This window comes from Candidatus Caldatribacterium sp. SIUC1 (assembly GCF_051549785.1).
Lineage (GTDB): Bacteria > Atribacterota > Atribacteria > Atribacterales > Caldatribacteriaceae > Caldatribacterium.
Map to the genome: position 1 here is coordinate 914,596 of NZ_CP189974.1, position 26,332 is coordinate 940,927.

Genomic DNA, 26,332 nt, shown 5'->3' on the forward strand with positions numbered 1-26,332 from the left:
TTCCGGGTGATAGGATGATCTACTATCTCTGTAAGTACCTCGCCCTTTTTCTTCTCAAGCTCTTCTCCTCCTTTCGGGCAAGTGGCAGAGAACATATCCCCCGGTATGGTCCCTGTTTCCTGGTTTCGAACCATTCGAGTTACCTTGACCCCGTGGTCCTCGGATGCGCTTCACCCCGGCGTGTGTACTTTGTGGCCAAGGAGGAGCTCTTCCGGAACCCACTTGCCGCGTTTTTCCTGAGGCAGCTCGGGGCCTTCCCCCTGCGAAGAGGCGAGGTGGACAAAGAGGCGGTGCAGACGATTTTCCGGCTCCTCCGGGAGGGGAAGGTGGTCTGTTTTTTCCCCGAGGGAACCCGGAATGAAGGAACGCTTTTGCCCTTTCGCAAGGGTGCCCTGAAGCTCTTGCTCCGGGGGAATGCCCCAATTGTGGTGGCAAGCATCCGGGGAACGTACGAGAGCTTTTCCCGGCACCGGAAGTTCCCCCGTCCCTTTCCCATCCGGGTGGTGTTTTCCCCGCCCTTTTCTCCGGAAGGCCTGACTCCTGAGACCCTCGAGGACGAAATACGCAAACGTATGGAGGTTGCCTTTCATGGTTCGTAGAATGCTCCCCATCATCCTCTTTGGCTTTTTTTTGACCTCTTCGGCGCTTGCTCTGGTTTTCAGGATTGATGCGGTTTTCGAGGAAGTGGGAGGAGAGATACCCCTTCTGGACTACCCGGTGGGCATTGCTGTGGACGACGCAGGGGGAAGGGTATTCGTGAGCGACTGGGGGAATAACAGGGTTCTGGTGCTTGATAAAGCGGGGAAGCTTCTCCGGGAAATCAGGGACCTGAAGAGTCCTGCAGGGCTTGCCCTTGACAGAGAGCGGGGGAGGCTCTTTGTGGTGGAGCAGAAGGGGAACCGGGTAACTGTCTTCGACCTTGAGACGCTCAGTCCCCGGGGGAGCCTGAAGACCAGAAAGACTCCCCTAAGTGAGCCCCGGGGGATCTGGGTAGCGCAGGACGGTACGGTTTATGTTGCGGATACAGGACGGTCGCGCATCGTGGCCTTTGGGGTTCAGGGAGAGGAACTCTTTGCCTTTGGCCGGGAAGGTATGGGGGACAACGAGTTCTACCAGCCCAGAGGAGTGGCCTATGACCCAAAGGAGCGCATCTGGGTGGTGGATACCCTCCATCACTGCGTGAAGGTTTTCGACGGAAAGGGAAACTACCTCTTTCGTTTCGGTGAGGGTCTCAATCAGCCCCGCTACGTTGGCTTCTTTGGCGATCTTGCCTTTCTCTCCGATTACCGGAACCACCGGATTCTCGTCTATGACCTCCAGGGGGTGCTCCAGGGTGCTATTGGTGAAGAGGAGAAACTCTTCTCCTTTCCCGAGGGGCTCTGGATTGATGGTGAGGGGAAGCTCTGGGTGGCCGATGCTGGGAACAACCGGATTGTTCGAATTGACCTGGGGTACCTTGCCCATCCTGAGGAGTACCTGAAAACCCTCCTTGCGGAGGGGAAGGACGAGGAGTTCTTTGAGGTCCTGGGTCGCCTGTCTCCTGAGGTCTGCAGGCGACCCGAGATTGGTCGTTTGCTCTTTGAGGCGTACAGGCGCCGGGGAGACCTTGAGGCACTCATTGCCCAGGCGGAAGAGCTTTTTCTCTCCGATGAAGAGGAGCGCTCCCGGTGGAAGAGGACGCTTGGTGAGCTCTACGCCGAACGGGGACGTATCCTCGCCGGGCAGGGCTCTTTTGAGGAAGCGAAGGGCTTCCTGCTCCGGTCCTTCCGGTACGGTCGACTGGCTTCGCTTTTCTCCTACCTCTGGCTTGCTTTCCTGAGTGCAGGAGGAGAGTACCTTGGCATCCTCCTGCTCTTTGTGCTTTTGGGGGTGTTACTCTTTGTCTACCTGCGGCTTCGAGCCGAGCGGGAGAGGAGGTGGCGCCGGTGGTGAGGAAAGAGGCGGTGGCAGGGTACTTCTATCCGGGAAAAGCCGAGGAGCTGCGGCTTCTTTTTGAGGAACTCTCCGCCTCTGCGTCGCGGGTTTTTCCGGAAGATCTCTCCGGGCTTCAGGATGCCAGTGGTGTGGTGAGCCCTCACGCCGGGTATATCTACTCGGGGGTGGCCGCCTGCGTTGCCCATCGCTTTCTCGCCCTTCTCCCCCCTGCACGGACGATTGTGCTCCTTGGTCCAAATCACCGGGGGGTGGGGAAACGGGTGGCCATAAGCAACGCTGAGTACTGGCAGACCCCTCTGGGGCGGGTACCTGTGGACAGGGAGTCGGTGGAGTTCCTTCTCTCGTACTCTTCGATGTTCGCCCTGGATGAACTGGCGCATCAGTTTGAGCACTCTCTTGAGGTTCAGGTCCCCTTCCTCCAACACTTCCTGCCTTACGAATTCCAGATTCTCCCCATTGCCCTGCTTTCCCAGGACAGGGCAACGTCTGAAGCCTTGGGGGAGGCCCTTTTTGCCCTTTCGGAGAAGAAGCGGATTCTCGTTGTGGCAAGCAGCGACTTCTCCCACTACGAGCCGGAAGCGGTGGCCCGGACCAAAGACATAAAGGTCATTGATCGCATCTGCGCCCTGGATGTTGAGGGATTCTACCGGGTACTCCGGGAGAGAGACGTGAGCGTCTGTGGACCTGGAGGAATCGCTGCGCTCCTTGTGTACCACAAAAAGCGGGGAGGGAAAAGGGGCGAACTCCTCTTCTATACCCACAGCGGTGAGGTGACGGGTGAACGGCACCAAGTGGTTGGGTACGCGGCGGTCGCCTTTCCCCTGCCGTGAAAAATATTTTTCCTCTCCCCTTGACAGGGGGTGTAGGGGGTGGTACTCTAAGCACAACGCTTGCGCAAGCGTCAAGTTCAGATTGAGGAGGCTCAATTCAATGGCAACAGGAAAAGTCAAGTGGTTCAGCACCACCAAGGGGTACGGGTTCATCTCTTCCGACCAGGGTGGTGACGTGTTTGTGCACTACACGGCAATCGAAGGAAACGGCTTCAAGACCCTCGAAGAGGGTCAGGCAGTGGAGTTCGATATCCAGCAGGGGGCAAAAGGCCCTCAGGCTGTTCGCGTGCGAAGAATATAGCACTCTTCCGGAAAAGCCAGAAAGCCCACCACTGGTGTGGTGGGCTTTTTCTTTTTCTGCCCCCATGCTATAATTATTCCCACGCGCTGAAAGGAAGGTGGAGGAGATGAAAAAAGGCATTCACCCCGAGTACGCCGAGACCCGGGTCATCTGTGCCTGCGGGAACACGTTCGTGACAAGGTCGACGAAGTTCCCCGAAATTCGGGTGGAAATCTGCGCCAAGTGCCATCCCTTCTTCACTGGTCAGCAGAAACTGGTGGACACGACCGGAAGGGTGGAGAAGTTCCGCAGTAAATACGGGGATAACTACTGACCCCGGTCCCGCGAATCCCATGCGGGTGACCCTTCTTACCCACACCCCTGACCCTGAGAGAGCTATCGCCCTGGCTGCGAGGGTCTGTTACAGCAAGGAGCCTCCTCAGGATATTGCCCCTGAAAAGGCCAGGAAGCTCATCCGGGAACTCTTTGCCCGGGGGCATGAGTCGGTGCTGGAACACGCTTTCTTCTCTTTTCTCCTCGAGGGCATCTCCCGGGTGACCTCTCACCAGCTCGTCCGGCACCGTCTGGCGTCTTACGCTCAGCAGAGCCAGCGGTATGTGGACCTCGGGGAGGCGAGCTTTGTCTGTCCGCCCTCGATTGCCGAACACCCCCGTGCTAAAATAGTATTCGATGAGGTCATGGCCCATGCCCTGGAGGCGTATGAGGAGCTCTGCCGCCTTGGGGTGGCAAAGGAGGATGCCCGGTACGTTTTTCCCCAGGCCGTGGCGACCAATATCGTCGTTTCCCTGAACGCCCGGGAACTCCTGCACATTGCCCGGGTACGTCTGTGTCGCCGGGCACAGTGGGAGGTTCGGGAAGTGGTGTTGAGGATGATTGCGGAGGTGGGGAAGGTTGCGCCGGTCCTTGCAGAAATCGCCGGCCCTCCCTGCAAGTTTGGTCCCTGCCCGGAGGGGGAGAAGGGTTGCGGAAGACCATGGGGGATTCCGTGAAAAGAGAAGGATTCTGTGACATCGGAGGGCAAGCGCTGATTGAGGGAGTGATGATGCGAAGTCCCCACCGCCTGGCGATGGCGGTGCGCCGGCCCGATGGGAGCATTGTTCTCGAGGTGCGGGAGGAGGTTCCCCTTTCGCGCCGGAGCCCCTTTTTTGCCCTTCCGGTGATTCGGGGAATAGTGGGTCTTGTCGATTCGCTGGTGGTGGGCCTTCGGGCGCTCTCCTATTCTGCCCAGGTGGCCCTTGACGAGGAGCATCGCCTCACCGGTTTCGACATAGGGCTGGCCCTGCTCCTTGCCCTGGGTCTTTTTGTGGGGCTTTTTGTTGCCCTTCCCACGTTTTTGACCTCACTCCTTGACCGTTTCCTGCGTTCCACCGTGGTGTACAACCTCATGGAGGGGGCAATCCGGATTGGCGTTTTTCTCCTGTACCTTCTTGTGATTTCGAATCTCCGGGATATCCGGAGGGTCTTTGAGTACCACGGTGCAGAGCACAAGGCTATTTTTACCTTCGAGGAAGGAGAGGAACTCACGCCTGAAAATGCGGCGAAGTTCGCCACCCGTCATCCCCGCTGCGGGACAAGCTGGCTGCTCCTTGTCATGGTGGTGAGTGTCCTCATTTTCTCCTGCCTCGGAAGACCAGGGGTTTTTGTCCGGATTCTGAGCCGGGTTCTCGTGGTGCCTCTCGTGGCAGGGCTGGCCTATGAGGCGGTGAAGCTACTCTCACGCCATCGCCAGAGCCTCGTTGCCCGTCTTGTGAGCCTTCCTGGTCTCTGGCTCCAGTACCTCACAACCCGCGAACCGGATAGAGACCAGCTTGAGGTGGCCTTTGCGGCGCTGCGGGGGAGTCTCGGGGAGGAGTACACACCATGTGGCGAGAAAAGGTGAAAGCTATCGTCGAGCAGTACCGGGAACTCACCGAGAAAATGGCCCATCCTGAGGTGGTGCAGGATCTGGCCCGCTACCGCAGTTACGCCCAGACCATTGCAGAAATCGAACCCATTGTGGAGAAATATGAGGAATACGAGCGGGTGGAGCGGGAACTCGAGGAGGACCGGCTTTTACTCCGGAGCGAACACGATCCGGAACTCCGGGAACTGCTTGAGGAAGAGATTGCCCGGCTTAAGGAACGCCACGAACAGCTTGAAGAAGAACTCAAAGTCATGCTCCTTCCCAGGGACCCCCGGGACGACAAGGACACGCTGGTGGAGATTCGGGCTGGTGCGGGAGGGGAGGAGGCGGCGCTCTTTGTGGCCGACCTTTTCCGAATGTACACTCGCTTTGCCGAACGCCACGGTTTCAGAGTTGAGGTCATGGATGCAAGCCCCACAGAGCTTGGGGGGTTCAAGGAAATTATCTTTGCCGTGGAAGGGAAGGGTGCGTACAGCAAGTTCAAGTTTGAAAGTGGTGTGCACCGGGTGCAGCGGGTGCCCATCACTGAAGCCAGCGGTCGTATCCATACCTCCACGGCAACAGTGGCGGTGCTTCCTGAAGCCGACGAGGTTGAGGTGGTCATTCGGCCGGAGGATATTCGGGTGGAAATATTCCGGGCGTCTGGGCCTGGCGGGCAGCACGTGAACACGACCGATTCCGCCGTTCGGATTACCCATCTTCCCACGGGGATTGTGGTCACCTGCCAGGATGAACGGTCGCAGCACAAAAACAAAGCGAAAGCCTTGCGGATTCTTCGGGCCCGGCTCCTTGACCTGGAACGAAAAGCCCAGAAAGAGGCCATCGACCGGGAACGGCGGGCGCAGATTGGCACTGGAGAGCGGAGCGAGCGTATCAGAACCTACAATTTTCCTCAAAACCGGGTGACGGACCATCGCATTAACCTTACCCTGTATCGCCTGGAGTCCATTCTCGATGGGGACCTTGATGAAATCGTTGAGGCCCTTGCTGCCGAGGAACGGGCCAGGCTCTTAGAGAAGGTTGGATAGGGTGACGGTCAGAGAGCTCTTCCGGAAAACGGTGAGAACGTTGCGCGAGCGGGATATTCCCTCCCCGACGCGGGAAGCCCGTCTTCTTCTGGGGAAGCTCCTTGCGACCTCACCGGCTCGGCTTTACCTTTTCTGGGACCAGAGGGTTACCGAAGAGGATGAGCGGATGTTGCAGGCTCTGGTTGCAGAACGCCTTCTGGGTGTGCCCCTCCAGTACGTCCTTGGAGAATGGGAGTTTTTCTCTCTGCCTTTCCGCTTGAGGCGAGGGGTCTTCATCCCCCGGGTGGATACCGAAGCCTGGGTGGAAGAGGCGGTAATCCTCCTCCACCTCCTCTCGGGGAAAAGGAAGCAACTTGTGGGATGTGACCTGTGCTGCGGAAGCGGTGTCATCGGGCTTTCCTGTGCCTTCTTCGTGCCTGGCCTGGTCCTTTACGGGGTGGATATCTCGGAAGATGCGGTGGCTTTAGCCCTTGAAAATGCTCGTCTTCTTGGTCTTGAGGAACGGGTGACGTTCCTCGTGGGGGACCTTTTCAGCCCCTTTGCATCGTGGTCTTTGGCCTTTGACGTCATCCTCTCCAATCCTCCTTACGTTCCCGTGGCGCTCTGGGAGAAGCTTGAGGAGGGCATTCGCCTGTATGAGCCCCGAGAGGCACTGTGTGGGGGAGAGGATGGACTTGAGGTGATACGGAGAATCCTCCGTGAGGCCCCCCGTTTCCTCCGGGAGGGGGGATTCCTCTTCATCGAGCACGACCCCTCACAGAAAGAAGCGGTGGCGGAGCTTGGAGAAAGAAGTGGCCTGACGTACGTTCGGGCTCTTCGGGACTACACCGGGAATATCCGGGCAAGCGTGCTGCAGCTTGGGAGGGAGAAGGAGTGCGAATTCTCATCGGATGCGACCACGCCGGCTTTCATCTAAAGGAGGACCTTAAGGCGTACATCCAGTCCCTGGGACATGAGGTTGAGGATTACGGTGTGCACGAAGAAAAAGCCTACGATTACCCCGATGTGGCCTTCAGAGTGGCGGAGGACGTCGCCCGGGGAAAAGGCGACCGGGGGATTCTCATCTGCGGAACCGGGGTGGGGATGTCTATCGCCGCGAACAAGGTTCGGGGCATCCGGGCGGCTCTGTGTCATGACGTCTTCTCTGCCCGGGCTTCCCGGGAACATAACGACGCCAACATCCTCACCATGGGAGAACGGGTGATCGGGAAGGGTCTTGCCCGGGAGATTGTCCGGGTGTGGCTTCAGAGTGAATTCCAGGGGGATCGACATGCCCGAAGAGTGGCTAAAATCCGTGCCTACGAAGAGCGAAAGGCCGAGACCTGACTGGGATGAGTACTTCATGGCCATTGCCCACCTTGTGGCCACGCGTTCAACCTGCATTCGCCGCCAGGTTGGTGCCGTACTCGTAAAGGAGAAGCGGATTCTCGCCACTGGCTATAATGGTGCGCCAAGTGGTGTGGCCCACTGTACGGAGGCCACCTGCCTCCGGAATCTGCAGAATGTCCCCCCCGGGCAGATGCACGAACTCTGCCGGGGCCTCCATGCAGAACAAAATGTGATTATTCAGGCTGCCCTCTACGGGGTGAGCACCAGAGGCTCGACGCTCTACTGTACCCACAAACCCTGTATCCTCTGCGTGAAGATGCTCATCAACGCCGGAATCGTCCGGATTGTCTACGAGAATCCTTATCCGGACCCTCTGGCCGATGCGCTTTTGGAAGAGGCGGGGGTTGAACTTCTGACGTTTTCGGGAGGACAAAGCGGTGATTCGTGAGGCGCTCTTTTTCCCGTTCCTGGCATTTCTCTGTGCCCTGGGGTTGACGCCCCTGGTCATCAGGTGGAGTGAACGCCGGGGGTGTCTGGATTTACCCGATGGGGAGCGCAAAATCCACGATCGGCCCGTGTCTCGCCTTGGGGGAATAGCGGTTTTCGGAGCCTTTTTCATCGCCCTTTTGCTCCTTGCCCTCTCTTTTCCCCTCGCGCTTTCACCCCTTTTTATCCTGGGGATTGGGGTCATTTTCGCCACGGGGCTTCTTGATGACTTCTGCTCTCTCCCTCCCTGGGGGAAATTTGCCGGCCAGTGTCTGGGGGCGGTGCTTTTGCTTTCTGGGGGTGTGGTCATCCGTTTTTTCACGCTCCCCTGGAACCACGTGGTGTACCTGGGCTGGCTCGGGTATCCTCTTACCATGCTCTGGATTGTGGGGGTATCCAATGCCCTCAACCTCATCGATGGGCTTGACGGGCTGTCAGGAGGGGTGGGCGCCATTGCGGCCTTCACCCTGGGGGTTATAGCCTGGCAGGAGGGTCGTGTGGAGCCGGCGTTGCTGTCGCTTCTTCTTGTGGGGTCAATCCTTGGCTTTCTCCTGTACAACTTCCCCCCTGCCAGGGTTTTCCTCGGCGATGGCGGAGCACTGTTCCTTGGAGGGATGCTTGCGGTTATTTCGGTTCAGGGAGCTTTAAAAAGCGCTGCGGCCTTCACCCTGGCGCTCCCGAGTCTCATCCTTGGTGTCCCGATTTTCGACACGCTTTTCGCCATTGTGCGCCGCAAAAGGAACCGCCTCCCCATCGCTTCCCCTGACCGGGGGCATCTCCACCACCGTCTCCTTGAGCGGGGGTATTCAAAGCGGGAGACGCTCGTCATCTTCTACGGCCTCAGCGCGCTCTGCGGGGCAGTGGCCATTTTCATGAACACTTTTCTCGCCAACAGCACCTATTCGCTTTTGCTCTTTTTCCTCTTTGTCCTCTTTTTCTTAAGCCTTGGAAAAAACCTCCGGGTGACTGAACTGCCAAAGGAGAAGAAGTCCGTTGCCAGGGATTAGCGTTGCTTTTGTTCTTGGAACAAGGCCAGAAGTCGTGAAACTCGCCCCCGTTGTGCTTGCCCTGCAAAAACGTCGGGAATTCCTTCCCTGGATCGTCCACACCGGTCAGCACCGGGAAATGGCGGAGACCTTCTTCTCCGTTTTCGGTCTCTCTCCCCGGTACGATTTGCAGGTCATGGTCAAGCAGCAGTCCCTCTTCTACCTCACTTCCCGGATTCTCGAGGGTCTTGAGAGGGTCTTTCGTTCGGATCGCCCGGATCTCGTCGTCGTTCAGGGGGACACCACGTCAGCGTTCTGCGGTGCCCTGGCGTCTTTCTATCTTCGGATTCCCTGTGCCCATGTTGAGGCAGGGCTCCGGACCTTTGCAAAGTACAGTCCTTTCCCTGAAGAGATGAACCGTGTCCTCATTGGACGTCTTGCGGACCTCCATTTTGCCCCCACCCCCCGGTCCCGGGAGAACCTCCTCCGGGAAGGCATTCCGGATGACAGCATCTTCGTCACGGGGAATACGGTTGTGGATGCCCTCTTTGCCATCCTTGGAAGGCACACCACCTTTGAGCATCCGGTCCTGGCCCAGGAGGTGCAGGATGGTGTGACCATCACGGTCACGGCGCATCGGAGGGAAAACTGGGGAAAGGGAATTGCCGAAGTTGCCCTGGCCGTCAGGGATCTCGTGGTTTTGCGGGAAGATGTGCGGGTCTTTTTCCCCCTCCATCCCAACCCCCTGGTGAGGGAAGTGGTGGAGAGGGAGCTCGCTTCAATCCCCCGGGTGTTTCTCCTCGATGCCCTCCCGTATCCGGACTTTGTGCGGCTGCTTGCCAGAAGCCACGTGGTGGTAAGCGACTCAGGAGGAGTTCAGGAGGAGGCCGCAGCGCTGGGGATTCCGGTTGTGGTGACCCGGGATACCACGGAACGGCCGGAAATCATCGAGTGCGGCCTCGGGGTGCTGGCGGGGTGCCAGAGAGAATCCATCGTCCAGGCGGCGATGGATTTCCTTGAGAAAGGGGTAGCGCAGCGGAAGGCGCGCGTGTTTGGGGACGGCAGGGCTGCAGAACGAATCGTTCAGGTTCTCCTGCGGTTTTTTGGCTTCCCTGGGGTGTATGAGGAATTCACTCCGGGATGATTACCCTCCGGGTGACCGTTTGAGACTTGAGGCGGCACGGAGACGTGCCAGCGACCGCAGGAGTGCTGCCTGGGCCCGGGCAAAATCCACCTCCCCCCTGCGTTCCTTGAGTCGCCTTTCTGCTCTCCTGGCGGCTTCCTGTGCCCGTGCAACGTCGATCTCGTGAGCCTCTTCGGCACTGTGGACAAGGAGGGTGACCTTTTCCTGGGTGACCTCGGCCACTCCCCCACCCAGGGCGAAGAATCTCTCTTCTCCGTCTTCGGTTTTGCAATATAGCACCCCGATGAGGAGTTCAAAGATGGCTGGAGCGTGTCCAGGGAGAACACCTCGTTTGCCGTCGGGGCATTCGAGGATAAGGGAACGGACTCCCTCAACGGTGATGCGCCGTTCCGGCGTGAGGATGTCGAGGGTCATCGTCCTCATGACTTTCTGAGCTCCTTTGCTTTGGCCTCCACCTGGGCGATGGTTCCCGTCATGTAGAAGGCCTGCTCTGGCCAGGTGTCGCACTCACCGTTGACGATCATCTCCACGCCCTTCAGGGTCTCCTCCCGGGGAACGAACTCTCCTGGGATCCCAGTGAAAGCCTCTGCGGTGAAGAAAGGCTGGGTGAGGAAACGCTGGAGCTTTCTTGTGCGGTTCACCACGAGCTTGTCTTCCTCAGAGAGTTCCTCGACACCGAGAATGGCGATGATGTCCTGGAGTTCGAGGTAGTGGGCGATGAGCTTTCGCACCTCCTGTGCCAGGCGATAGTGCCGCTCTCCCACGATGGCCGGATCAAGCGCCCGGGAAGTGGACTGGAGAGGGTCGACCGCTGGATAGAATCCCTGCTCAAAGAGCCGTCGCGAGAGGACCGTGATGGCGTCAAGATGCGCAAAGGTTGTCGCCGGAGCAGGGTCCGTGAGGTCATCGGCAGGAACGTAAATCGCCTGCACCGAGGTGATGGAGCCGTTGACCGTTGAGGCAATCCGTTCCTCAATCATACCGATTTCCTCAAAGAGCGTGGGCTGGTATCCCACGGCCGAAGGAATACGTCCAAGGAGGGCTGAAACCTCTGTCCCTGCCTGAACGTAGCGGAAGATGTTGTCGATGAAAAGGAGAACGTCTTGGGAGAGCACGTCCCGGAAGAATTCCGCCATGGTGAGGGCGGTGAGGGCCACACGGAATCGCGCTCCGGGTGGTTCGTTCATCTGCCCGAAGACCAAAACGGTGTGACTGAGCACTCCGCTTTTCTGCATCCCAAGCCAGAGTTCGTTCCCTTCCCGGACGCGTTCCCCCACGCCAGCGAACACCGAGACTCCCCGGTGAGTTGTGGCCGTGCGGTGGATGAGTTCCATGATAAGGACGGTCTTGCCTACTCCTGCTCCTCCGAAAAGCCCTGTTTTCCCTCCCCGGACATAGGGGCAAAGGAGGTCGATGATTTTGATGCCTGTTTCGAAGATTTCGGTAGAGGCTATTCGCTCGCTGAGAGGTGGAGCAGGGCGATGGATAGGGTGCTTGGTCTGTGTCCGGACCGGTCCTTTCCCATCAATAGGCTCTCCAAGGACGTTGAACATGCGCCCCAGGGTTTCCTTTCCCACTGGAACCTTGATGGGTTCTCCGGTGTCCTGTACGGGCATACCCCGCTGTAGACCGGTGGTATCCTGGATGGCGATGCAGCGAACCCGTCCCTCACCGAGGTGGCTGTGGACCTCAAGGACCAGGGGGTCTCCCCAGTTTCCCTCATTTCTCCTTGGGACGAAAAGGGCGTTATGGATAGCCGGGGTTTCCCGGGGTGGGAAACGAACGTCCACCACCTGACCGATGACCTGTTCGATCACACCCTCACCCATGAATGTCACCTTCCTCGAGCTTGCGAAGTGCCTCGGCAGCCCCTGTGACCTCGTTGAGCTCCTGGGTGATGCTCTCCTGGCGCTTTTTGGCGTAAAGGAGTGAAAGAGCTTCAAGAGTTTCCCGGGCATGGGTGGTGGCAGTGTCCATGAGGAGGAACCGGGTCGCCTGCTCACTCATGAAACTCTCAGCCAGTGCCTGGTAGAGTTTTCCCGCTACATACTCGAAAAGGAGTGTGTGGTAGAGGTGTTCCACATCGCTTAAGAAGAGGTAACGGTCCTCCAGGCTCTTCGGGGAAATGGCAGGGGGCAGAAGCCTCTCCACAACGGGCTTCTGTTCGCTCAGAGAAATGTAGCGCATGAAGCTCACGTAGAGGTGAGTGAAGGCTCTGTGTTCCTTCATCCGGAAAATTCCGTACGCGAGTTCCCGAATATCCCGGTAGTGGGGGACCTGGTGCACCGGAAGGGGATGGGAGGCGATGATGTGAGGTTCAAACTCCCTGAGTGCCCGCTTCCCCTGGCTTCCAAGGACAATGATGCTGAACTCTTCGGGCTTCTGGGTTTTGAGGAAGCTGCGGAGATTCTGGGCAAGGATGTCGCTGAAGGTCCCCACAAGGCCGCGGTCGGGGAAGATCCCCACAAGGAGTGGTTTCGGTGCTTCGGGAAGGGCTTCCTGGGATCCCGCAAGCTCAAGGAGACGGAAGAGTTGTTCTCCAAAGGCTCTCGCCTTTTCCAGGGCACTCTTCCCCATCCGCAGGCGGGCAGCGGAAATGGTCTTCATGGTGTTCGTGATGCGCTGGATTTCCCGAATCAGCGCAATCTGCCGCTTGAGGTGCGAGAGTTTCGCCATTATACCGCCTCCGAGAGGAATCGCTCGTTGAAGTTTGCTACAACCCTGCGCATGTCTTCCTCAAGGTCGTGGGTGAGGTCCTGTTCCTTTTCCAGGCGCTCAAGGAGGTCAGCGTGTTCCTCCCTGAGGTAGGCGACGAAGGCCCTTTCCCACTCCTTGACCCGCTCAAGAGGCACAGGATCGAGGAATCCCTGGGTGGCGGCAAAGACCTCCATGATTTCAATGCTTGGGGGGAGAGGGGCAAAGGAAGCCTGTGTCATGAGGGCGAGGACTCTTTTCCCGTGTTCGAGCTGTTGCCTGGTGAATTCGTCGAGGTCTGCTCCGAAACGGGCGAATTCCTCAAGCTCGAAGTACTGGGCAAGATGAAGACGCAGGCGTCGAGCAACCTTTTTCATGATGCTCGTCTGTGCCTCGCCTCCCACCCGGGAGACCGAAAGGCCAATGTTGATAGCCGGGAGGAATCCCTTGTTGAAGAGTCCAGTTTCGAGGTAAATCTGCCCATCGGTGATGGAAATGATGTTCGTGGGGATGTAGGAGGTGATATCCCCTTCCTGGGTTTCCACGATAGGCAGAGCGGTCATGGAGCCTCCACCCCGGGATTCAGCGAGCTGAGCACCCCGCTCAAGGAGGCTCGAGTGGATGTAGAAGATGTCTCCGGGGTACGATTCTCTCCCCGGAGGACGGCGCAAAAGCAGAGACAACGACCGGTACGCCACAGCGTGCTTGGTAAGGTCGTCATAGACGATGAGCACGTCCTCTCCCCGGTACATGAAGTACTCCCCCATGGCGCACCCGGCGTAAGGGGCGAGGTACACAAGAGCCGGAGGGTCTTCGGAAGACGTGGCAACGATAGTGGTGTACTCCAGAGCCTGGAATTTCCGCAGGGTTTCCACAACCTGGGTGATGTTGGCCAGGCGCTGGCCGATGGCCACGTAGATGCAGATGACCCCCTTCCCTTTCTGGTTGATGATAGTGTCTAAAGCAATGGTGGTCTTTCCGGTTCGCCGATCCCCAATGATGAGTTCTCGTTGCCCTTTTCCCAGGGGGATCATGGCGTCGATGATTTTGATGCCGGAAAAAAGCGGCCGCTGTACCGGAGCACGGTCGATGACCTGCGGTGCGGGAAAGAACACCGGCCGTTTCCCCCGGCACGTGATGGGTCCCCTGTCATCAAGGGGTTCCCCCAGGGGATTGACGACCCGGGAGAGGAGTTCCTCTCCTGCCGGAACCTCGAGCATGGTCCGGGTGCGGAAGACCTGGTCCCCGGCGTGGATAGCAGTGTAGTCCCCAAAGAGGATGCACTGCAAACTCTCCCGCTCAAGCCCCAGCACCTGACCCCGGATAGCCTTCCTGCTCCCAAAAAGGAGCGTCTCTCCAATCATGGCCTTCCGCAGGCCCCGAACACGGGCAACGCCGTCCTGGACCTCGAGGACTTCCCCAATCTCCCCGATTTCCGGTTCAGGACGGTAGGCGGTGACGATGTCTCGTGCTCTTTTGAGAATGTCACCGACCATGGACATGGGGAATCCCCTCTCTGAGGATTCGTTCTTTCAGGCGCTCAAGCTGGGTTTTTACACTGCAGTCGATGAGGATTTCTCCCCAGAGGATGACCACACCCCCAATGAGGGAGGGGTCAATTTCCTCCTCAAGGAGGAAGGGTTCCCGGATGACCCGGCTCAGCTTGGAGTAGAGAATATCTTTCTGTTCGTCTGTCAGAGGGAAAGGAGTAATGACCTTCACTTTCTCTCTATCCCTCATGGGTGCTCTCAAGCTGGGCTTCAAGGCGACTCACGGCTTCCTCGAGCATTTCTTCAATAATCCGGGTTTGAACCTCGGGAGTGATGTGAACCTTGAGAATCCGCTTTGCGACTTCCTCAGAAATATCCACGATGTCTTCCTTGAGTTCCAGAAGGAGCTGTTCAATTTCCCTTTTTGCTCGCCGTTCGTATTCCCTTTGAATTTTCTCGGCTTCCCGGTATGCTTCCTGGATGATGGCCTCTTTGATTCTTTGCGCCTCTTTGTTGGCCTGGTCGAGCATTTCGAGGTATTTCTCCTTCAGGTTTTTGAGTTCCTCCTCGAGGCGGCGTCGCTCCTCTTCGAGGGCCTTCTTTTCCTCCTCGATTTTCTCGAACTCTCTCTGAATCCGGTCCGAACGCTCGTCCAGCGCCTTCACCACAGGTTTAAAGAGGAAGCGGAAGAGGAGAAAAACCAGGGTGAGGAAGTTGATAATCTGAAAAATGATGCTCCGGTCTATGCGGATCATGGAGGGGAACCCCCCTACTTGAAGACGTATCGGAGGAGCGGGTTGGCGAAAAGGAGAATGAAAGAGACGACAAGAACGTAAATGGCCAGGGACTCAAGCATGGCCAGTCCCACAAAGAGCGTCCGGCTGATGGGACCGGCGGCCTCAGGTTGCCTGGCGATGCTCTCCAGAGCCTGCGAACAGGCCTTACCCTGCCCGATGGCGGGGAACATTACCCCCAGGGCGATGGAAAACCCTGCGGTGAAGACGGTGACGCAGAGGAAGAGTATCTCTCCTTGCATATCCCTCGACCTCCTTCGCGTTGACGCCAATTATACTCCTAATGTCCTGAGGATTCAACTGCAGCGCTCAGGTACACCACGGAGAGGACCGTGAAGATGTACGCCTGGATGATTCCGGTGAAAATGCTAAAGAGCATCATTGGGAGAGGAAGGAAAAGCGGAGAGAGGAGGAAGAGGATGGCGATGATGATTTCCTCCCCCATGATGTTGCCAAAAAGTCGAAGGGCTAAAGAAACCGTCCGGGTAATTTCGCTGATAACGTGGAAGGGAGCGAGAATAGGCGAGGGAGAGAGGTAGCTTCGGAAGTAGTTCCTCACGCCTTTTATGGTGATGCCGTAGAAGGGAACGGCGAAGAAGACGACCAGGGCAAGGGCCAGGGTGGTGTTGAAGTCACTCGTGGGGGACTTGAGCCAGGGCACAAGACCGGCTACATCAGAGGTTCCGATGAAGAGCGCCAGGGTCCCCACAAGGGGCAGGAATCTTTTGCCGTTGCCCGGGGACATCTCTTCCACAAGGTGCAGAATGGCCTCAACGAAGAGTTCAAGGACGTTCTGCAGGCGGGTGGGGACAGGGCGCATCCTCCGGGTAAGGAAGAAGGAGAAAAGCACCAGAAACCCCATGACCACCCAGGTTGAAACCACCGTCTTGGTTACCGGTATGCCCAGGAACACAAAGAACACCTGAGGGTTAAAGATTTCTTCCATGGCTTGCCCTCCCAAAGGAAATGCTGGCAAAGAGTATCAGGAAGACGAAATAGCTCAAAAGGAACGAGACCACAAAGGGACAGAGCCGAACACGCACGTAGCGCAGAAAGAGGAAGAACCAGGTTCCCACAATGCCACAGCGAGTGAGAATTCCCCTCCAGGCGGTGTACCGTCTTTTGTGGAGCACCGAATGTACCTCAAGGGCAATGAGTTCAAGGAGTAGCACAGCAAGCGCTACTCCACCCAGGAAGCTAAGAACGGTTCTTCCCATGGTCCTTCTTCTCCATTTCCCTGCTTGCCTTCATGAGGGCCTCATAGAGATTGTAGAATCCGAAAAGTGCCCCGAGGGCAAGCAGCGACAGGGTCCAGGAAAACCCCAGGGGGTGCTTTCGGTCAAGGTACTGCCCCAGAAAAAGCCCCAAAAGCATGGGAGCCACCGTTACCCATGCCAGGTCCCAAACCTCTCCAAGAGCTCTCCACAGATTTCCGTCGTCGAATTTCCCCTTCACGAAGGTATTATACGACGGAAAAAGAAAAAAGAGGTGGTGAAAATGTGGTGGGGATACTTGAAAAAGGTGGCTCCGCCGAGTATATTATATAGACGAGGAGCGGAAATAGCTCAGGGGTAGAGCATCGGCTTCCCAAGCCGAGGGCCGCGGGTTCGAATCCCGTTTTCCGCTCCAGGTATTTTTTTCTCCCCTTTTCCCTCCAGAGGTTCGGGCCTTCAGGGGCATGTCCTGTGAAGGTGTCGCCGTTTGTGGAACCTGCCGGGAGGCTCTCAGGGAAATTGGTTTGCAATTCCCCCCGGATTCCGGTAAAATTATGGTATCGTCGACAAAGAGTGGGGTCTGTCCCACTCTTTGTCATTTATGGTCGCTTTTCCAGGGGGGCTTATGAGTAAAGACATTCTGGCGGTTATCGAACAGATTGAAAAGACAAAGGGTATCCCGCGAGATACCCTGAAACAGGCCATTGAAGCGGCACTGCTTTCTGCGTACCGGAAGAACTTCAGGAGTTCCCACAAGGGAGTCTCCGTGGTTCTTGACCCTCAGTCGGGAGAAATCAAGGTTCTGGCGCGCAAAATGGTGGTGGAGAAGCTGCGGGACTCCACTACAGAGATTCTGAAAGAAGAAGCGGAACGCCTGGGCTTCCGAGCCGATGTAGGAGAGTGGATTGAAATCGAAGTAACCCCCCGGGACTTTGGGCGGATTGCCGCCCAGACGGCCAAGCAGGTTATCGTGCAACGGCTCCGGGAAGCGGAGCGAGACAGAATCTACGAAGAGTTCTCAGAGAAAGAGGGAGAGGTCATCACCGGGGTTGTGGTTCGGCGGGAGGGGAAGAACGTCATTGTGGATCTCGGGAAAACCGAAGGAATCCTCCCCCCTGATGAGCAGGTGAGCACCGAGGAGTACCGTCCCGGGAGCCGGATGAAGTTCTTCATCGTTGAGGTGAAGAAGACCACCAAGGGTCCACGGATTATTCTTTCCCGGACTCATCCGGGGCTGGTGCGACGGCTCCTTGAACTTGAGGTTCCTGAGGTTCATGAAGGATGGGTGGATATCAAAGCCATCACCCGTGAGCCTGGAGTGCGGACAAAGGTCGCGGTGGAGAGTCGCAACGAAAAGATTGACCCCGTGGGTGCCTGCATCGGCAACCGGGGGGTCAGGGTGAAGAACATCACCGATGAGCTCCGGGGGGAGAAAGTGGACATCATCCGCTGGAGCAATGACCCCGAGGTACTCATCAAGGAAGCCCTGAGCCCGGCCCAGGTGCTTGAGGTGAAACTCGACGAGGAAACGAGAACCGCTCAGGTGATCGTCCCTGACGACCAGCTTTCTCTTGCCATTGGAAGGGATGGCCAGAATGTCCGTCTGGCGGCACGGCTCAGCGGCTGGAGGATTGACATCAGGGGGAGCGGGAAAAAAGAGGAAGAACAATGAAGAAGGTTCCCATACGCATGTGCTTGAGTTGCCGGGAGAGGAAAGAAAAGAAATTCCTGGTTCGTGTGGTGCGGACCCTTCAGGGGACGCTTGAGGTTGACCCGACAGGGAAGAGAGCAGGAAGAGGGGCGTACGTGTGCCCGGTTCCGGAGTGCGTGGAGCGCCTGGATCGCAAGAGTCTCTCTTTTGCTTTTCGTATGGAAGTGAGTGAGAAAGAAGCGTTATCTCTCAAAGAGGCTTTGCGGGCGTACCTTGGGGGACAGGCAAAGGAGGTTCGGCATGACAAAGGTCAGAGTGTATAAGGTCGCTGAACGGCTGGGGATGCCAACCCATGAGGTCATGGATATGCTCAGAGAACTCGGAGCGGACATCAAGAACCACATGAGCAGTATCGACGAAGACCTTGTGGAACTTCTGGAAGAGGAAATCGAGTTCCGTCGGAGGAAAGAGGAAGAACTTCGGAAGAAACGGGAGAAAACCGTCGTTCTCGAAAATCCCCCCACCCTGCGGGAACTTGCACGGCTTCTCGGGGAGGAGGAAACCGAGGTCCTGCTCCGTCTTGCCGATCTCAACGTTATCCCCCACGGCAAGAAGCCTCTCCCACCGCTTGTGGTGGAACGCCTGCTCCGGGAGAAAGGTTTCGAGGTGGAGTGGAAGGGAAACCTCCGCGAGGAGGTGCTCAAGAGTCTTGAGGTGGAGAGGCTCCCCCGTCCTCCTGTGGTGACCATCCTCGGCCATGTCGACCACGGGAAAACGACGCTCCTTGACGCCATCCGTCGTTCAAGGGTTGCGGAATCAGAGTACGGTGGCATCACGCAGAAGATTGGCGCCTATCAGGTGGATGTGGGAGGACGGAAGATCACCTTCATCGATACGCCGGGTCATGAAGCCTTCACCACCATGCGGGCTCGAGGGGCACAGGTCACCGATATCGCAGTTCTTGTTGTGGCTGCTGATGATGGCGTCATGCCCCAGACGGTTGAGGCCATCCAGCACGCTAAAGCTGCCGATGTCCCTATTCTTGTGGCCATCAACAAAATCGACAAACCGGGGGCAAATCCCGAGAAGGTGAAGCAGCAACTTGCTGAGCACGGTCTCATTCCTGAGGAATGGGGTGGAGAGACCATCTGCGTGGCCATCTCAGCCCTCCAGCGGAAGGGCATTCAGGACCTCCTGGATATGATTCTCCTCCAGGCAGATCTTCTGGAACTTCGGGCAAGATACGCAGGCCCAGCTGTGGGGGTCATCATCGAATCACGCCTTGACCGGGGGAAGGGGCCAGTGGCCACGGTGATCGTCCAGGAGGGGACGCTCCGGGTTGGAGACTTCTTCGTTGCCGGGACGACCTGGGGGAGGGTGCGTTCGCTCTTTGATGACCTAGGGAAGTCCATTAAGGAAGCTCCTCCTGCCACTCCGGTGGAGGTCGTAGGCTTTGCCGAGCTTCCCCCTGCAGGAACGAAACTCGTTGTGGTTGAAGAGGAGAAAACGGCCACTGTTGTTGCCGAGCGACGGAAGGAGCGAGAACGCGAGCGGGCCCTTCGGGAGGCAGGAAACCGTGTCGTTTCCCTTGAAGAGCTCCTGGCCCCTGAAGAGGGGAAGGTCAAGGAACTGCACCTTGTGCTCAAGGCCGACTACCAGGGGTCTCTCGAGGCCCTGGAACGGGCGATATCCCAGCTTGGGGATGAGCGGGTCAACATCAACGTCGTGTTTCGGGGAGTCGGCAACATCAGTGAAGCCGATGTCATGCTGGCCTCGGCCTCATCAGGAGTGGTGATCGGGTTCAACGTCAAGCTTCCTAATGAGGTGGCCAAGGTCGCCAAGCAGGAGGGAGTGGAAGTACGTCTTTACCGGATTATCTACGATGTGGTGGAGGACATGAAACGGGCCATTCAGGGTCTTGTTGAACCCCGAAAGGTTGAGGAAGTCATCGGCAGAGCCGAGGTCCGGGCACTTTTCAAAGTCCCCCGGGTGGGGATTGTGGCAGGGTGCTATGTCCTTGAGGGGAAGATAGACCGAAACGCCTTCGTGCGGGTTCTGCGCAGGGGAGAGGTGCTCCAGGAAAAGGTCCGCATTGCCTCCCTGAAGCGTTTCAAAGATGACGTTCGGGAAGTAGCCCAGGGGTACGAGTGTGGCATAGCGCTTGAGGGTTTCGAGGGCTTTGCAGAAGGCGATGTTTTCGAAGCGTATGTGGTGAAGGAAGAGCGATGAGGGTTGGAGTGTGCCGTGTGGAGCTCTTCATCAACGGGAGTTCTTCGCTGAAGGACCGAAGGCGTGTGGTGGACTCGGTGAAGCAGCGCCTCCGGAATCGCTTCAACGTGTCGGTGGCCGAGCTCTCTGAGGATTCCCAGTGGCAGAGGGGGAGCCTTGGGATTTCCTGTGTGGCACGGGATGCACAGTCGGTGGAGTCCCTGCTCCACCAGGTGCTCGAGTTCATCGAGAACGACGACCGGGTGGAAGTCACCGACTGGCTTTTTGAAATCTACTGAGGTTACCGCCATGAAAGAACAGAGGCCCCTCCGGGTGGCTGAACTGATCAAGAGAGAGGTATCCCGGATTCTCCTTTCCGAGGTTGAGGACCCGCGTCTTCGAGGGTTCACCATCACCCGGGTTGAGATGTCTCCGGACCTCAAACAGGCCAAAATTTTCGTGGGCTTTCTGGGTGAGGCAGAGGAGGGTGAGAAGTACGAGGCCCTGAAGAGGGCGACGAAGTTCATTCGGGGGGTACTGGCCTCAAGAATTCGCATCAAGTTTATGCCCGAGATCGTCTTCGTGGCCGATCCAACCCTGGAGAAAGCTTTTCAGGTTGTGGAACTCCTGAACCGTCTGGAACAGGAGAACCAATGAGGGACGAAAAGAAGGAAATCTGCCGGATTTTCTCGGAAGCTTTCTACTTTGTGGTCACCTCGCATCAGAACATTGACGGTGATGGTCTGGGGTCGGCTCTTGCTCTCTATTTTCTCCTCTGGCGAATGGGGAAGAGGGCAAGGGTCGTCTACGATGGCCGGGTGCCTTACTTCTACCGTTTCCTGCCTGGATCGGCTCAGGTACTCTCCTTTGAAGCGTTTTCCGCGGAAAAAGAACCTTTTGAAGTCCTGGTGGTTGTGGATTGTTCCAACCCTGCCCGGGTGGGGAGAGTGGAGGGCTTCCTGAAAGAGGCTCGCTACGTGGTGAATATCGACCACCATCCCGACAACGCCTTCTTTGGTCATGCGAACTTCGTCGTTCCCGGGTCTCCCGCTTCGGCACTCCTTGTGTACGAACTGGCCCGGGAGCTCCGTGTTCCCCTTGATGCTGATATCGCCACCGGTATCCTGACCGGTGTCGTAACCGATACCGGAGGGTTCCAGTTCGCCGAGCTCAACCAGAACCTCTTCACCGTTGTTGGGGAACTTGTGGCCTCGGGCGCTTCCCTGAGCACCATCATGCACCATGTGTTCCGTTTCCGGCGCCTTGAGGCGCTGAAGCTTCTGAGCCGGGCGCTCCATCGCCTAACTTTTGACCCTGTCTGTGGGTGTGCGTCGACGCACCTCATGCAGGAGGACTTCAGCGAATGCGGTGCTCAGGAGGAGGACGCCGAGGGTGTCGTGGATTACGGCCTCTACATCCCTGAGGCCAGGGTTTCGGTGTTCTTTAAGGAAATTGCCCCCAACACCTACAAGGTGAGCCTCCGTTCCCGGGACGACTTTGACGTCCTCCCTGTGGCCCACCACTTTGGGGGTGGAGGACACCAGAGAGCAGCGGGTTTCAAAATCACGGGTTCTTTCCCTTCGGTGTACCGGGAGGTTCTGGATGTTTTGCGGACCATGGTCCTGGAGTCTTCGAAATAGGGCAAAGGAGCGACGGTCATGCTGGGCGGGGTGCTGAATCTGTACAAGCCTGCCGGGGTGACTTCCCGGGTTCTTGTGGAGCGGGTAGGACGAATACTGAAGGCCAAAGCGGGTCACACCGGGACCCTTGACCCCTGTGCCCGGGGGGTGATCCTTGTGTGTTTTGGGAAGGCCACGCGTCTTGTGTCCTTCTTCCAGGAGCTCGATAAGGTCTACCGGGCGCGGTTCCGTTTCGGGATTGCCACGGACACCTATGACGTGAAGGGGAAAATCACCGCGGTTTCTTCGGGGAAGCTCAGAGAAGAGGACCTGCTTCGGGTGCTTGGTGATTTCCGGGGAACCTTCGTCCAGGAGGTTCCGCCGTTTTCGGCATGCAAGTATCGCGGACGTCCGCTCTACCAGTATGCTCGCCGGGGGGAACACATCACGCTCAGGCGGGAGGTTACCGTTTACCAACTGGAGCTCCTCTCCTGCCTCGAAGGAGAATTTGGGGAAGCGGAGTTCCTCATCCACTGCTCCGGGGGTACGTACGTGCGAAGCCTTGCCCATGAGCTTGGGCAGCGACTCGGCCTTGGGGCCTATGTGGCTGCCCTTGTCCGGGAGAGAGTGGGTCAGTTCCGGATTGAGGAGAGCATCGACGTCATGCAGAAGGGTATCGGAAGGGATTTCCTCCTTGAGCGGTCGCTTCCGCCAGAAAAAGCCCTGTACTTCCTCGATGCGGTGGAGGTGGGTGAGGAAGAGGCCAGGTGCTTCCTCCACGGGACTCCTTTCCCATCGCCCGTGCCCCTGCAGGCCCCCGGCATGGTGAAGGTGCTCCATGGTGGAACGTTCCTCGGGCTGGCTTTCTGGGATTCATTGAGGCTCCTCCCCAGAGTTGTTCTTGCCGAGTCCTGCCATGTTGCTTGAGCGGGGTTGGAAGAGGTTTCCCCAGGAGAGTGTTGTGGCCATCGGGTTTTTTGACGGTTTTCACCGCGGTCACCGCCGGGTTCTGGCTGAGGCTCTGGCGAGGTCGTCACCGGAGACCCCCCTCTGTGTGGTGACCTTCTACCCTCATCCCCAGAAGGCGCTACTCCCCCGGGAGGGCGTGAAGTACCTGACCTCATATGGTGAGAAGTACCTCCTCCTTGAGCACTTCTTCCCCGGGGCCTTCCTGTACTTCCTCCGATTCAACCAGGCTCTTCGGGAAACTGCCCCTCTGGATTTCCTGAACACGGTGGTGGAGTATTTCCACCCCCGGGCAATCTGTGTGGGCGAGAACTTCCGCTTCGGCTTCGAGCGCCAGGGAGACAGTGTGCTCCTTCGGGATTTTTTCGCTCCCCGGGGTACGGAGGTTGTGGTGGTTCCCTCATACCGGGTGCAGGGAGAAGTGGTCTCAAGCTCCCGAATTCGGGAACACCTCCTTGATGGAAGGCTCACCCAGGCGAATGAGCTCCTTGGATTCCCCTTTATGGTTATCGGGAGGGTCCGGAGAGGGCGGAGAATCGGGAGAACCCTGGGTTTCCCCACTTTGAACCTCCATCCACCCTCGCGGAAACTCCTGCCTCCGCCGGGAGTGTACACCGGGAGGGTCTCCTGGGAGAGCCCGGAGGAAACCTCCTGGAACGCCCTTATTTATACCGGGAGCCGGCCAACCTTCCACGATACGCACCGCCGGGTCGTCGAAGTCTTCGTTCCCTCATCCCCTTTCCCAGAGCTCTACGGTCGGAGAATCTGCGTTACTTTTGAGGAATTCGTGCGGGAAGAGATGGTCTTCTCTTCAGAGGAAGCTCTCAGAAGACAGATTCAGAAAGACCTTGAGGTCTTTCTCCAGAAAGACCAGTCGGGGCTTTCTGCCCCAAAAGGGGCTGCGCAGGGGCTTCGGGAGCATCGAGGAGAGTATAGCAGGAATTTCACAGATTCGTCACAAATTCTTCACAGAGGGCTGCTATACTTCCCTGTAGCGTGCCGGAACTTCTGGGAACCCGGCGTGGTACAATGGGAAAAAAGCCGAAAGGCGGGCTGAAGGTGAAAAGGTACCGGGAACTTCTGCTCTCCGTGCTGCTCTTTGTGGGGGTTTGCCTGTTTTCCGGGGCCCAGGGGAGGGGCCAGGATATCTCTCTTAAGGAGGCTCTGGAACGGGCGCTTCTTGGGAACCGGGAGATCAAGAAAGCCGAGATCGAAGTGGAAGTTGCCCGCTCTGCGCTGCGAAAGGCTCGGGAAAACACCTTTTCCCCGGCGATTGCCGTTGGAGAAACGATACGGCTTTCCGGAGAGTCCCCAGAAGGGTTGTCGTTAGAACTTCAGGATACCATCTCCTTTGACGCTTCGCTCTGGGAAGAAGCAAAGGTCAGCCTTGAAAAGGCAGAGAGGGCTCTGGAAGCAACGAGGGAAGAAGTGAAAAAGAGCGTCGTCACCTCGTACCTGGAAATTCTCAAGGCGAAGAACACCCTTGCTCTTGAGGAGAAAAGCCTCGAACTCCTCAAGGGGCGTCTTGAGCGCCTCAAGGAAGGGTATGAGAAGGGGGAAGCAGCGGCTTTCGCCCTCCAGGAAGCCGAAGGGCAGTACAGGGAACAGGAAGGAAAGGTTCGGGCCCTGAAAGAGAGGCTCCGCCTTCTTGAGGAACGGTTCTTCCAGCTTCTTGGGGAGGAAATGCCCGGGGAAGAGGTGACATTTCGGCCCCTTCCTCAAAAGCTCCCTGCGTTTTCCAGAGACCTCGCCCTCCAGGATTTCGTTTCGATACGGGATGAAGTTGAGGATCTTGAGGGACAGAGGAGAGTTCTGAAAGCGCAGGAAGCTCAGCTTCGCCGAAAAGGCCTTCCTCAGATTACCCTTGAGGGAACCTACAGCAAAGACGGCTGGTCTTTGACCGCGGGCTACAACTTTTCGGCGAAATCCCTCGACATCGTCCTCAAGAAACCTCTTGGTACTCAGGGAGTTTCCTCGGGGGAGCATTTCGGCGTGGGTCTTTCCGTTTCGTGGTCGTTCTCCCCGAGCCTTTCAGAAGAAAAAAAGCAGGTGGAACTCAGGCAAAAGGCCCTCCTCCTTGACCTTGAGACAGAAAAGGCCACCGTACTTTTCGATATCCGGGAGAAGTACCTTTCACTCTGTGAAGCCTGGGATACTCTGGAGGGGAAGCGGATGCTCCTTGAAGCCGAAAGGGAGCGGCATGCCCGGATAATGAAGCAGTGGGAACTTGGGAGTATCGACCAGGTGACCCTTCTTGAGAGCGAATACCGTCTTTCACAGGCCCAGGTAACGTACGAAAATGCTTTTTGTGACCTTCTGGCAAGCTTTGTCGCCTTTCTCCGGAGTACGGAACAGCCTATTCTTTGGGAAACCCTGTTTCCTCAGGAAGGAGACGAGAGGCAATGAAAAAAGTCGTGGTACTCTTCGTTGCCCTTGTTCTTTTCGCTGTCTTTCTCGGCGGATGTTTTCCCCAGCAGGGGCAGAGGGCCTCTCAGGCGAAGCAGAAAACCGTTGCATCTTCTCAGACCGTTCCCGTGCGACGGGGGAGGATCGCCGATACGGTATCGGAACTCGGCACCCTTGAGCCGCTCTCGAAGGTCTCGATTATTGCGGAGGAGAGCGGAAAAGTTGCGGAGGTCCTCGTTAGGGAAGGGGAGAGCGTTGAAAGGGGCCAGGTGCTACTTCGCCTGGACACCGAAGACCTTGAAATCACCCGCTCGCAGATTCTGGCGCAGCTCAAATCAGCCCAGGTTGACCTTGAGGAGTTGCTTTCCGGGCCGACTGAGGTGGAGCTCCGCTCAAAAGAGGCCCAGTATACGGAGGCCCTTCTGGCGTATGAGGAAGCGAAGAAGACCCTTGCCCGGAATGAACGGCTTTTTGCCTCGGGAGCCATATCCCAGGAAGAGCTCGAAGCCAGCCGGAACGAGGTGACGAAAAAAGAAAAGGCTCTTGCCGTGGCAAGGGCAGAGCTTGAGGAGACGAAGAGGAAACCAAAGGAAGAAGACGTGGAGCGGGTAAAGGCGCGGATTGAAGAAATCGAAGCCTCTCTGCGTTCGGTGGAGCGGCGAATTGAAAAGGCCGAGATTCGTTCTCCTCTTAAGGGCATCGTCCTTGAGGTGAACGTGGAGGAGGGCGATTTCGTTTCAAGCGGCACCAGCGCCTCGGGAGGGACAACCCCTGTTGTGGTTGCTGACCTCTCGACGATGAAGGTGGACGTTCCAGTGAACGAGGTGGACATCCCCAGGGTACGGATTGGGCAAACTGCCCGGATTACCCTTGATGCCTTCCCCGGGAAAACTTTTGAGGGTCAGGTTGTAGCGGTGGCCTACCAGGGGAAAACCAGCGAGAACGTGGTGACCTATGACACCACGGTGCACCTGGCGAATCCCGACAACCTCCTTCGGGCGGGGATGACGGCCAATGTAGAGATTATCATTCAGGAAAAGGAGAACGCTCTGCTTGTTCCGGCAAGTGCGGTGAAAGAGGAGGGACAAAGAACTTTTGTCTTCGTGAAGAATGCCCAGGGACAGCCCGAGCGCAGGGCGGTGGTCCTTGGAATTCGGAACGACGCTTTTGTTGAGGTCGTGGAAGGACTTCAGGAGGGTGAGGAGGTCTTTGTGACCCCACCAGAGGGTGCAGAGGTTTCTCCTTCGAGCACCTCAGGGGGTGCACAGAGAGACGTACAGGTTCGTGTAGGTCCGGTTCCTCAGGGTCCTCCACCGGCTCCTCAAGGTCCTCCACCGGGAGGGTGAGC

Annotated in this window: 33 protein-coding genes and 1 tRNA gene; 24 read left to right on the plus strand and 10 right to left on the minus strand. The window is 57.5% G+C overall.

The window, feature by feature from the left end:
* Positions 1–14: 14 nt before the first annotated feature.
* From ACP6EK_RS04630 to wecB, 13 genes are all read left to right on the plus strand, one after another.
* On the plus strand, positions 15–599 hold the full coding sequence (locus ACP6EK_RS04630; protein ID WP_438318570.1) for a lysophospholipid acyltransferase family protein: 585 nt from the start codon (positions 15–17) through the stop codon (positions 597–599).
* Positions 589–1,932: a hypothetical protein gene (locus ACP6EK_RS04635; RefSeq protein WP_438318573.1), complete on the plus strand. Its 1,344-nt coding sequence runs from the start codon at positions 589–591 to the stop codon at positions 1,930–1,932. Before ACP6EK_RS04630 ends, ACP6EK_RS04635 begins: the two co-directional genes overlap by 11 nt.
* Entirely contained in the window at positions 1,926–2,765 is an 840-nt protein-coding gene (gene amrB, locus ACP6EK_RS04640; RefSeq protein ID WP_438318576.1) for an AmmeMemoRadiSam system protein B, read from the plus strand. Before ACP6EK_RS04635 ends, amrB begins: the two co-directional genes overlap by 7 nt.
* Before the next feature lie 100 nt (positions 2,766–2,865).
* Positions 2,866–3,066, plus strand: coding sequence for a cold shock domain-containing protein (locus ACP6EK_RS04645; RefSeq protein ID WP_017872138.1), 201 nt, complete (start codon positions 2,866–2,868; stop codon positions 3,064–3,066).
* A 106-nt stretch (positions 3,067–3,172) separates the two neighbouring features.
* Positions 3,173–3,379 (plus strand): 50S ribosomal protein L31, encoded by a 207-nt coding sequence (rpmE, locus tag ACP6EK_RS04650; protein WP_017872137.1) that lies wholly within the window; start codon positions 3,173–3,175, stop codon positions 3,377–3,379.
* 19 nt (positions 3,380–3,398) lie between these two features.
* Positions 3,399–4,055 carry an FAD-dependent thymidylate synthase gene (gene thyX, locus ACP6EK_RS04655; protein WP_438318580.1) on the plus strand — a complete coding sequence of 219 codons (657 nt, stop codon included), beginning with the start codon at positions 3,399–3,401 and terminating at the stop codon, positions 4,053–4,055.
* Positions 4,028–4,945, plus strand: a complete 918-nt coding sequence (locus tag ACP6EK_RS04660; protein WP_438318583.1) for a DUF1385 domain-containing protein — start codon at positions 4,028–4,030, stop codon at positions 4,943–4,945. Before thyX ends, ACP6EK_RS04660 begins: the two co-directional genes overlap by 28 nt.
* Entirely contained in the window at positions 4,927–5,997 is a 1,071-nt protein-coding gene (gene prfA, locus ACP6EK_RS04665; RefSeq protein ID WP_438318586.1) for a peptide chain release factor 1, read from the plus strand. The genes ACP6EK_RS04660 and prfA overlap by 19 nt, the downstream gene beginning before the upstream one ends.
* Before the next feature lies 1 nt (position 5,998).
* Positions 5,999–6,913: a peptide chain release factor N(5)-glutamine methyltransferase gene (prmC, locus tag ACP6EK_RS04670; protein ID WP_438318589.1), complete on the plus strand. Its 915-nt coding sequence runs from the start codon at positions 5,999–6,001 to the stop codon at positions 6,911–6,913.
* Complete coding sequence (rpiB, locus tag ACP6EK_RS04675) at positions 6,871–7,323, plus strand: ribose 5-phosphate isomerase B (protein WP_438318592.1); 453 nt, start codon at positions 6,871–6,873, stop codon at positions 7,321–7,323. The genes prmC and rpiB overlap by 43 nt, the downstream gene beginning before the upstream one ends.
* Positions 7,268–7,774, plus strand: coding sequence for a deoxycytidylate deaminase (locus ACP6EK_RS04680; RefSeq protein WP_438318595.1), 507 nt, complete (start codon positions 7,268–7,270; stop codon positions 7,772–7,774). Before rpiB ends, ACP6EK_RS04680 begins: the two co-directional genes overlap by 56 nt.
* A complete protein-coding gene (locus ACP6EK_RS04685) occupies positions 7,764–8,819 on the plus strand; it encodes an MraY family glycosyltransferase (protein ID WP_438318598.1) in 1,056 nt (351 codons plus the stop codon). The genes ACP6EK_RS04680 and ACP6EK_RS04685 overlap by 11 nt, the downstream gene beginning before the upstream one ends.
* Positions 8,806–9,942 (plus strand): non-hydrolyzing UDP-N-acetylglucosamine 2-epimerase, encoded by a 1,137-nt coding sequence (gene wecB / locus ACP6EK_RS04690; RefSeq protein WP_438318601.1) that lies wholly within the window; start codon positions 8,806–8,808, stop codon positions 9,940–9,942. Before ACP6EK_RS04685 ends, wecB begins: the two co-directional genes overlap by 14 nt.
* On the opposite strand, the gene atpC is transcribed toward wecB, so the two are convergent.
* Genes atpC through ACP6EK_RS04740 form a run of 10 tightly spaced genes read right to left on the minus strand, consistent with a single transcriptional unit; the run spans position 9,943 to position 16,294 of the window.
* Positions 9,943–10,365, minus strand: coding sequence for an ATP synthase F1 subunit epsilon (gene atpC / locus ACP6EK_RS04695; protein ID WP_438318604.1), 423 nt, complete (start codon positions 10,363–10,365; stop codon positions 9,943–9,945).
* A complete protein-coding gene (gene atpD / locus ACP6EK_RS04700) occupies positions 10,362–11,771 on the minus strand; it encodes a F0F1 ATP synthase subunit beta (protein ID WP_438318607.1) in 1,410 nt (469 codons plus the stop codon). The genes atpC and atpD overlap by 4 nt, the downstream gene beginning before the upstream one ends.
* Complete coding sequence (locus ACP6EK_RS04705) at positions 11,764–12,618, minus strand: F0F1 ATP synthase subunit gamma (RefSeq protein ID WP_438318610.1); 855 nt, start codon at positions 12,616–12,618, stop codon at positions 11,764–11,766. The genes atpD and ACP6EK_RS04705 overlap by 8 nt, the downstream gene beginning before the upstream one ends.
* Positions 12,618–14,138: a F0F1 ATP synthase subunit alpha gene (locus ACP6EK_RS04710; protein ID WP_438318613.1), complete on the minus strand. Its 1,521-nt coding sequence runs from the start codon at positions 14,136–14,138 to the stop codon at positions 12,618–12,620. The genes ACP6EK_RS04705 and ACP6EK_RS04710 overlap by 1 nt, the downstream gene beginning before the upstream one ends.
* Entirely contained in the window at positions 14,122–14,376 is a 255-nt protein-coding gene (locus tag ACP6EK_RS04715; RefSeq protein ID WP_438318616.1) for a F0F1 ATP synthase subunit delta, read from the minus strand. Before ACP6EK_RS04715 ends, ACP6EK_RS04710 begins: the two co-directional genes overlap by 17 nt.
* The gene (atpF, locus tag ACP6EK_RS04720) at positions 14,366–14,881 is read right to left on the minus strand and encodes a F0F1 ATP synthase subunit B (protein ID WP_438318619.1); all 516 of its coding nucleotides are present in this window, start codon (positions 14,879–14,881) and stop codon (positions 14,366–14,368) included. Before atpF ends, ACP6EK_RS04715 begins: the two co-directional genes overlap by 11 nt.
* 14 nt (positions 14,882–14,895) lie before the next feature.
* Complete coding sequence (gene atpE, locus ACP6EK_RS04725; protein WP_017872122.1) at positions 14,896–15,162, minus strand: ATP synthase F0 subunit C; 267 nt, start codon at positions 15,160–15,162, stop codon at positions 14,896–14,898.
* Between the two features lie 38 nt (positions 15,163–15,200).
* Entirely contained in the window at positions 15,201–15,866 is a 666-nt protein-coding gene (locus tag ACP6EK_RS04730; protein WP_017890319.1) for a F0F1 ATP synthase subunit A, read from the minus strand.
* Entirely contained in the window at positions 15,850–16,137 is a 288-nt protein-coding gene (locus tag ACP6EK_RS04735; protein ID WP_438318623.1) for a hypothetical protein, read from the minus strand. The genes ACP6EK_RS04730 and ACP6EK_RS04735 overlap by 17 nt, the downstream gene beginning before the upstream one ends.
* On the minus strand, positions 16,118–16,294 hold the full coding sequence (locus tag ACP6EK_RS04740; protein ID WP_438318884.1) for an AtpZ/AtpI family protein: 177 nt from the start codon (positions 16,292–16,294) through the stop codon (positions 16,118–16,120). The genes ACP6EK_RS04735 and ACP6EK_RS04740 overlap by 20 nt, the downstream gene beginning before the upstream one ends.
* Positions 16,295–16,474: 180 nt before the next feature.
* Here ACP6EK_RS04740 and ACP6EK_RS04745 point away from each other — a divergent pair.
* From ACP6EK_RS04745 to ACP6EK_RS04795, 11 genes are all read left to right on the plus strand, one after another.
* Positions 16,475–16,549: transfer RNA gene (locus ACP6EK_RS04745), tRNA-Gly, on the plus strand.
* 210 nt (positions 16,550–16,759) lie between these two features.
* Positions 16,760–17,806: a transcription termination factor NusA gene (nusA, locus tag ACP6EK_RS04750; protein ID WP_017890316.1), complete on the plus strand. Its 1,047-nt coding sequence runs from the start codon at positions 16,760–16,762 to the stop codon at positions 17,804–17,806.
* Positions 17,803–18,108 (plus strand): RNase P modulator RnpM, encoded by a 306-nt coding sequence (rnpM, locus tag ACP6EK_RS04755; protein ID WP_438318626.1) that lies wholly within the window; start codon positions 17,803–17,805, stop codon positions 18,106–18,108. Before nusA ends, rnpM begins: the two co-directional genes overlap by 4 nt.
* Entirely contained in the window at positions 18,086–20,014 is a 1,929-nt protein-coding gene (gene infB, locus ACP6EK_RS04760) for a translation initiation factor IF-2 (RefSeq protein WP_438318629.1), read from the plus strand. The genes rnpM and infB overlap by 23 nt, the downstream gene beginning before the upstream one ends.
* Positions 20,011–20,292 (plus strand): DUF503 domain-containing protein, encoded by a 282-nt coding sequence (locus ACP6EK_RS04765; protein WP_438318632.1) that lies wholly within the window; start codon positions 20,011–20,013, stop codon positions 20,290–20,292. The genes infB and ACP6EK_RS04765 overlap by 4 nt, the downstream gene beginning before the upstream one ends.
* Before the next feature lie 10 nt (positions 20,293–20,302).
* A complete protein-coding gene (rbfA, locus tag ACP6EK_RS04770; RefSeq protein ID WP_438318635.1) occupies positions 20,303–20,650 on the plus strand; it encodes a 30S ribosome-binding factor RbfA in 348 nt (115 codons plus the stop codon).
* Positions 20,647–21,633, plus strand: a complete 987-nt coding sequence (locus tag ACP6EK_RS04775) for a DHH family phosphoesterase (RefSeq protein WP_438318638.1) — start codon at positions 20,647–20,649, stop codon at positions 21,631–21,633. The genes rbfA and ACP6EK_RS04775 overlap by 4 nt, the downstream gene beginning before the upstream one ends.
* A gap of 18 nt (positions 21,634–21,651) precedes the next feature.
* Entirely contained in the window at positions 21,652–22,539 is an 888-nt protein-coding gene (gene truB, locus ACP6EK_RS04780; RefSeq protein WP_438318641.1) for a tRNA pseudouridine(55) synthase TruB, read from the plus strand.
* A 34-nt stretch (positions 22,540–22,573) separates the two neighbouring features.
* Positions 22,574–23,635, plus strand: a complete 1,062-nt coding sequence (gene ribF / locus ACP6EK_RS04785) for a riboflavin biosynthesis protein RibF (protein WP_438318644.1) — start codon at positions 22,574–22,576, stop codon at positions 23,633–23,635.
* Between the two features lie 2 nt (positions 23,636–23,637).
* The gene (locus tag ACP6EK_RS04790) at positions 23,638–24,984 is read left to right on the plus strand and encodes a TolC family protein (protein WP_438318647.1); all 1,347 of its coding nucleotides are present in this window, start codon (positions 23,638–23,640) and stop codon (positions 24,982–24,984) included.
* Positions 24,981–26,330 (plus strand): efflux RND transporter periplasmic adaptor subunit, encoded by a 1,350-nt coding sequence (locus ACP6EK_RS04795; protein WP_438318650.1) that lies wholly within the window; start codon positions 24,981–24,983, stop codon positions 26,328–26,330. Before ACP6EK_RS04790 ends, ACP6EK_RS04795 begins: the two co-directional genes overlap by 4 nt.
* Positions 26,331–26,332: the final 2 nt, after the last annotated feature.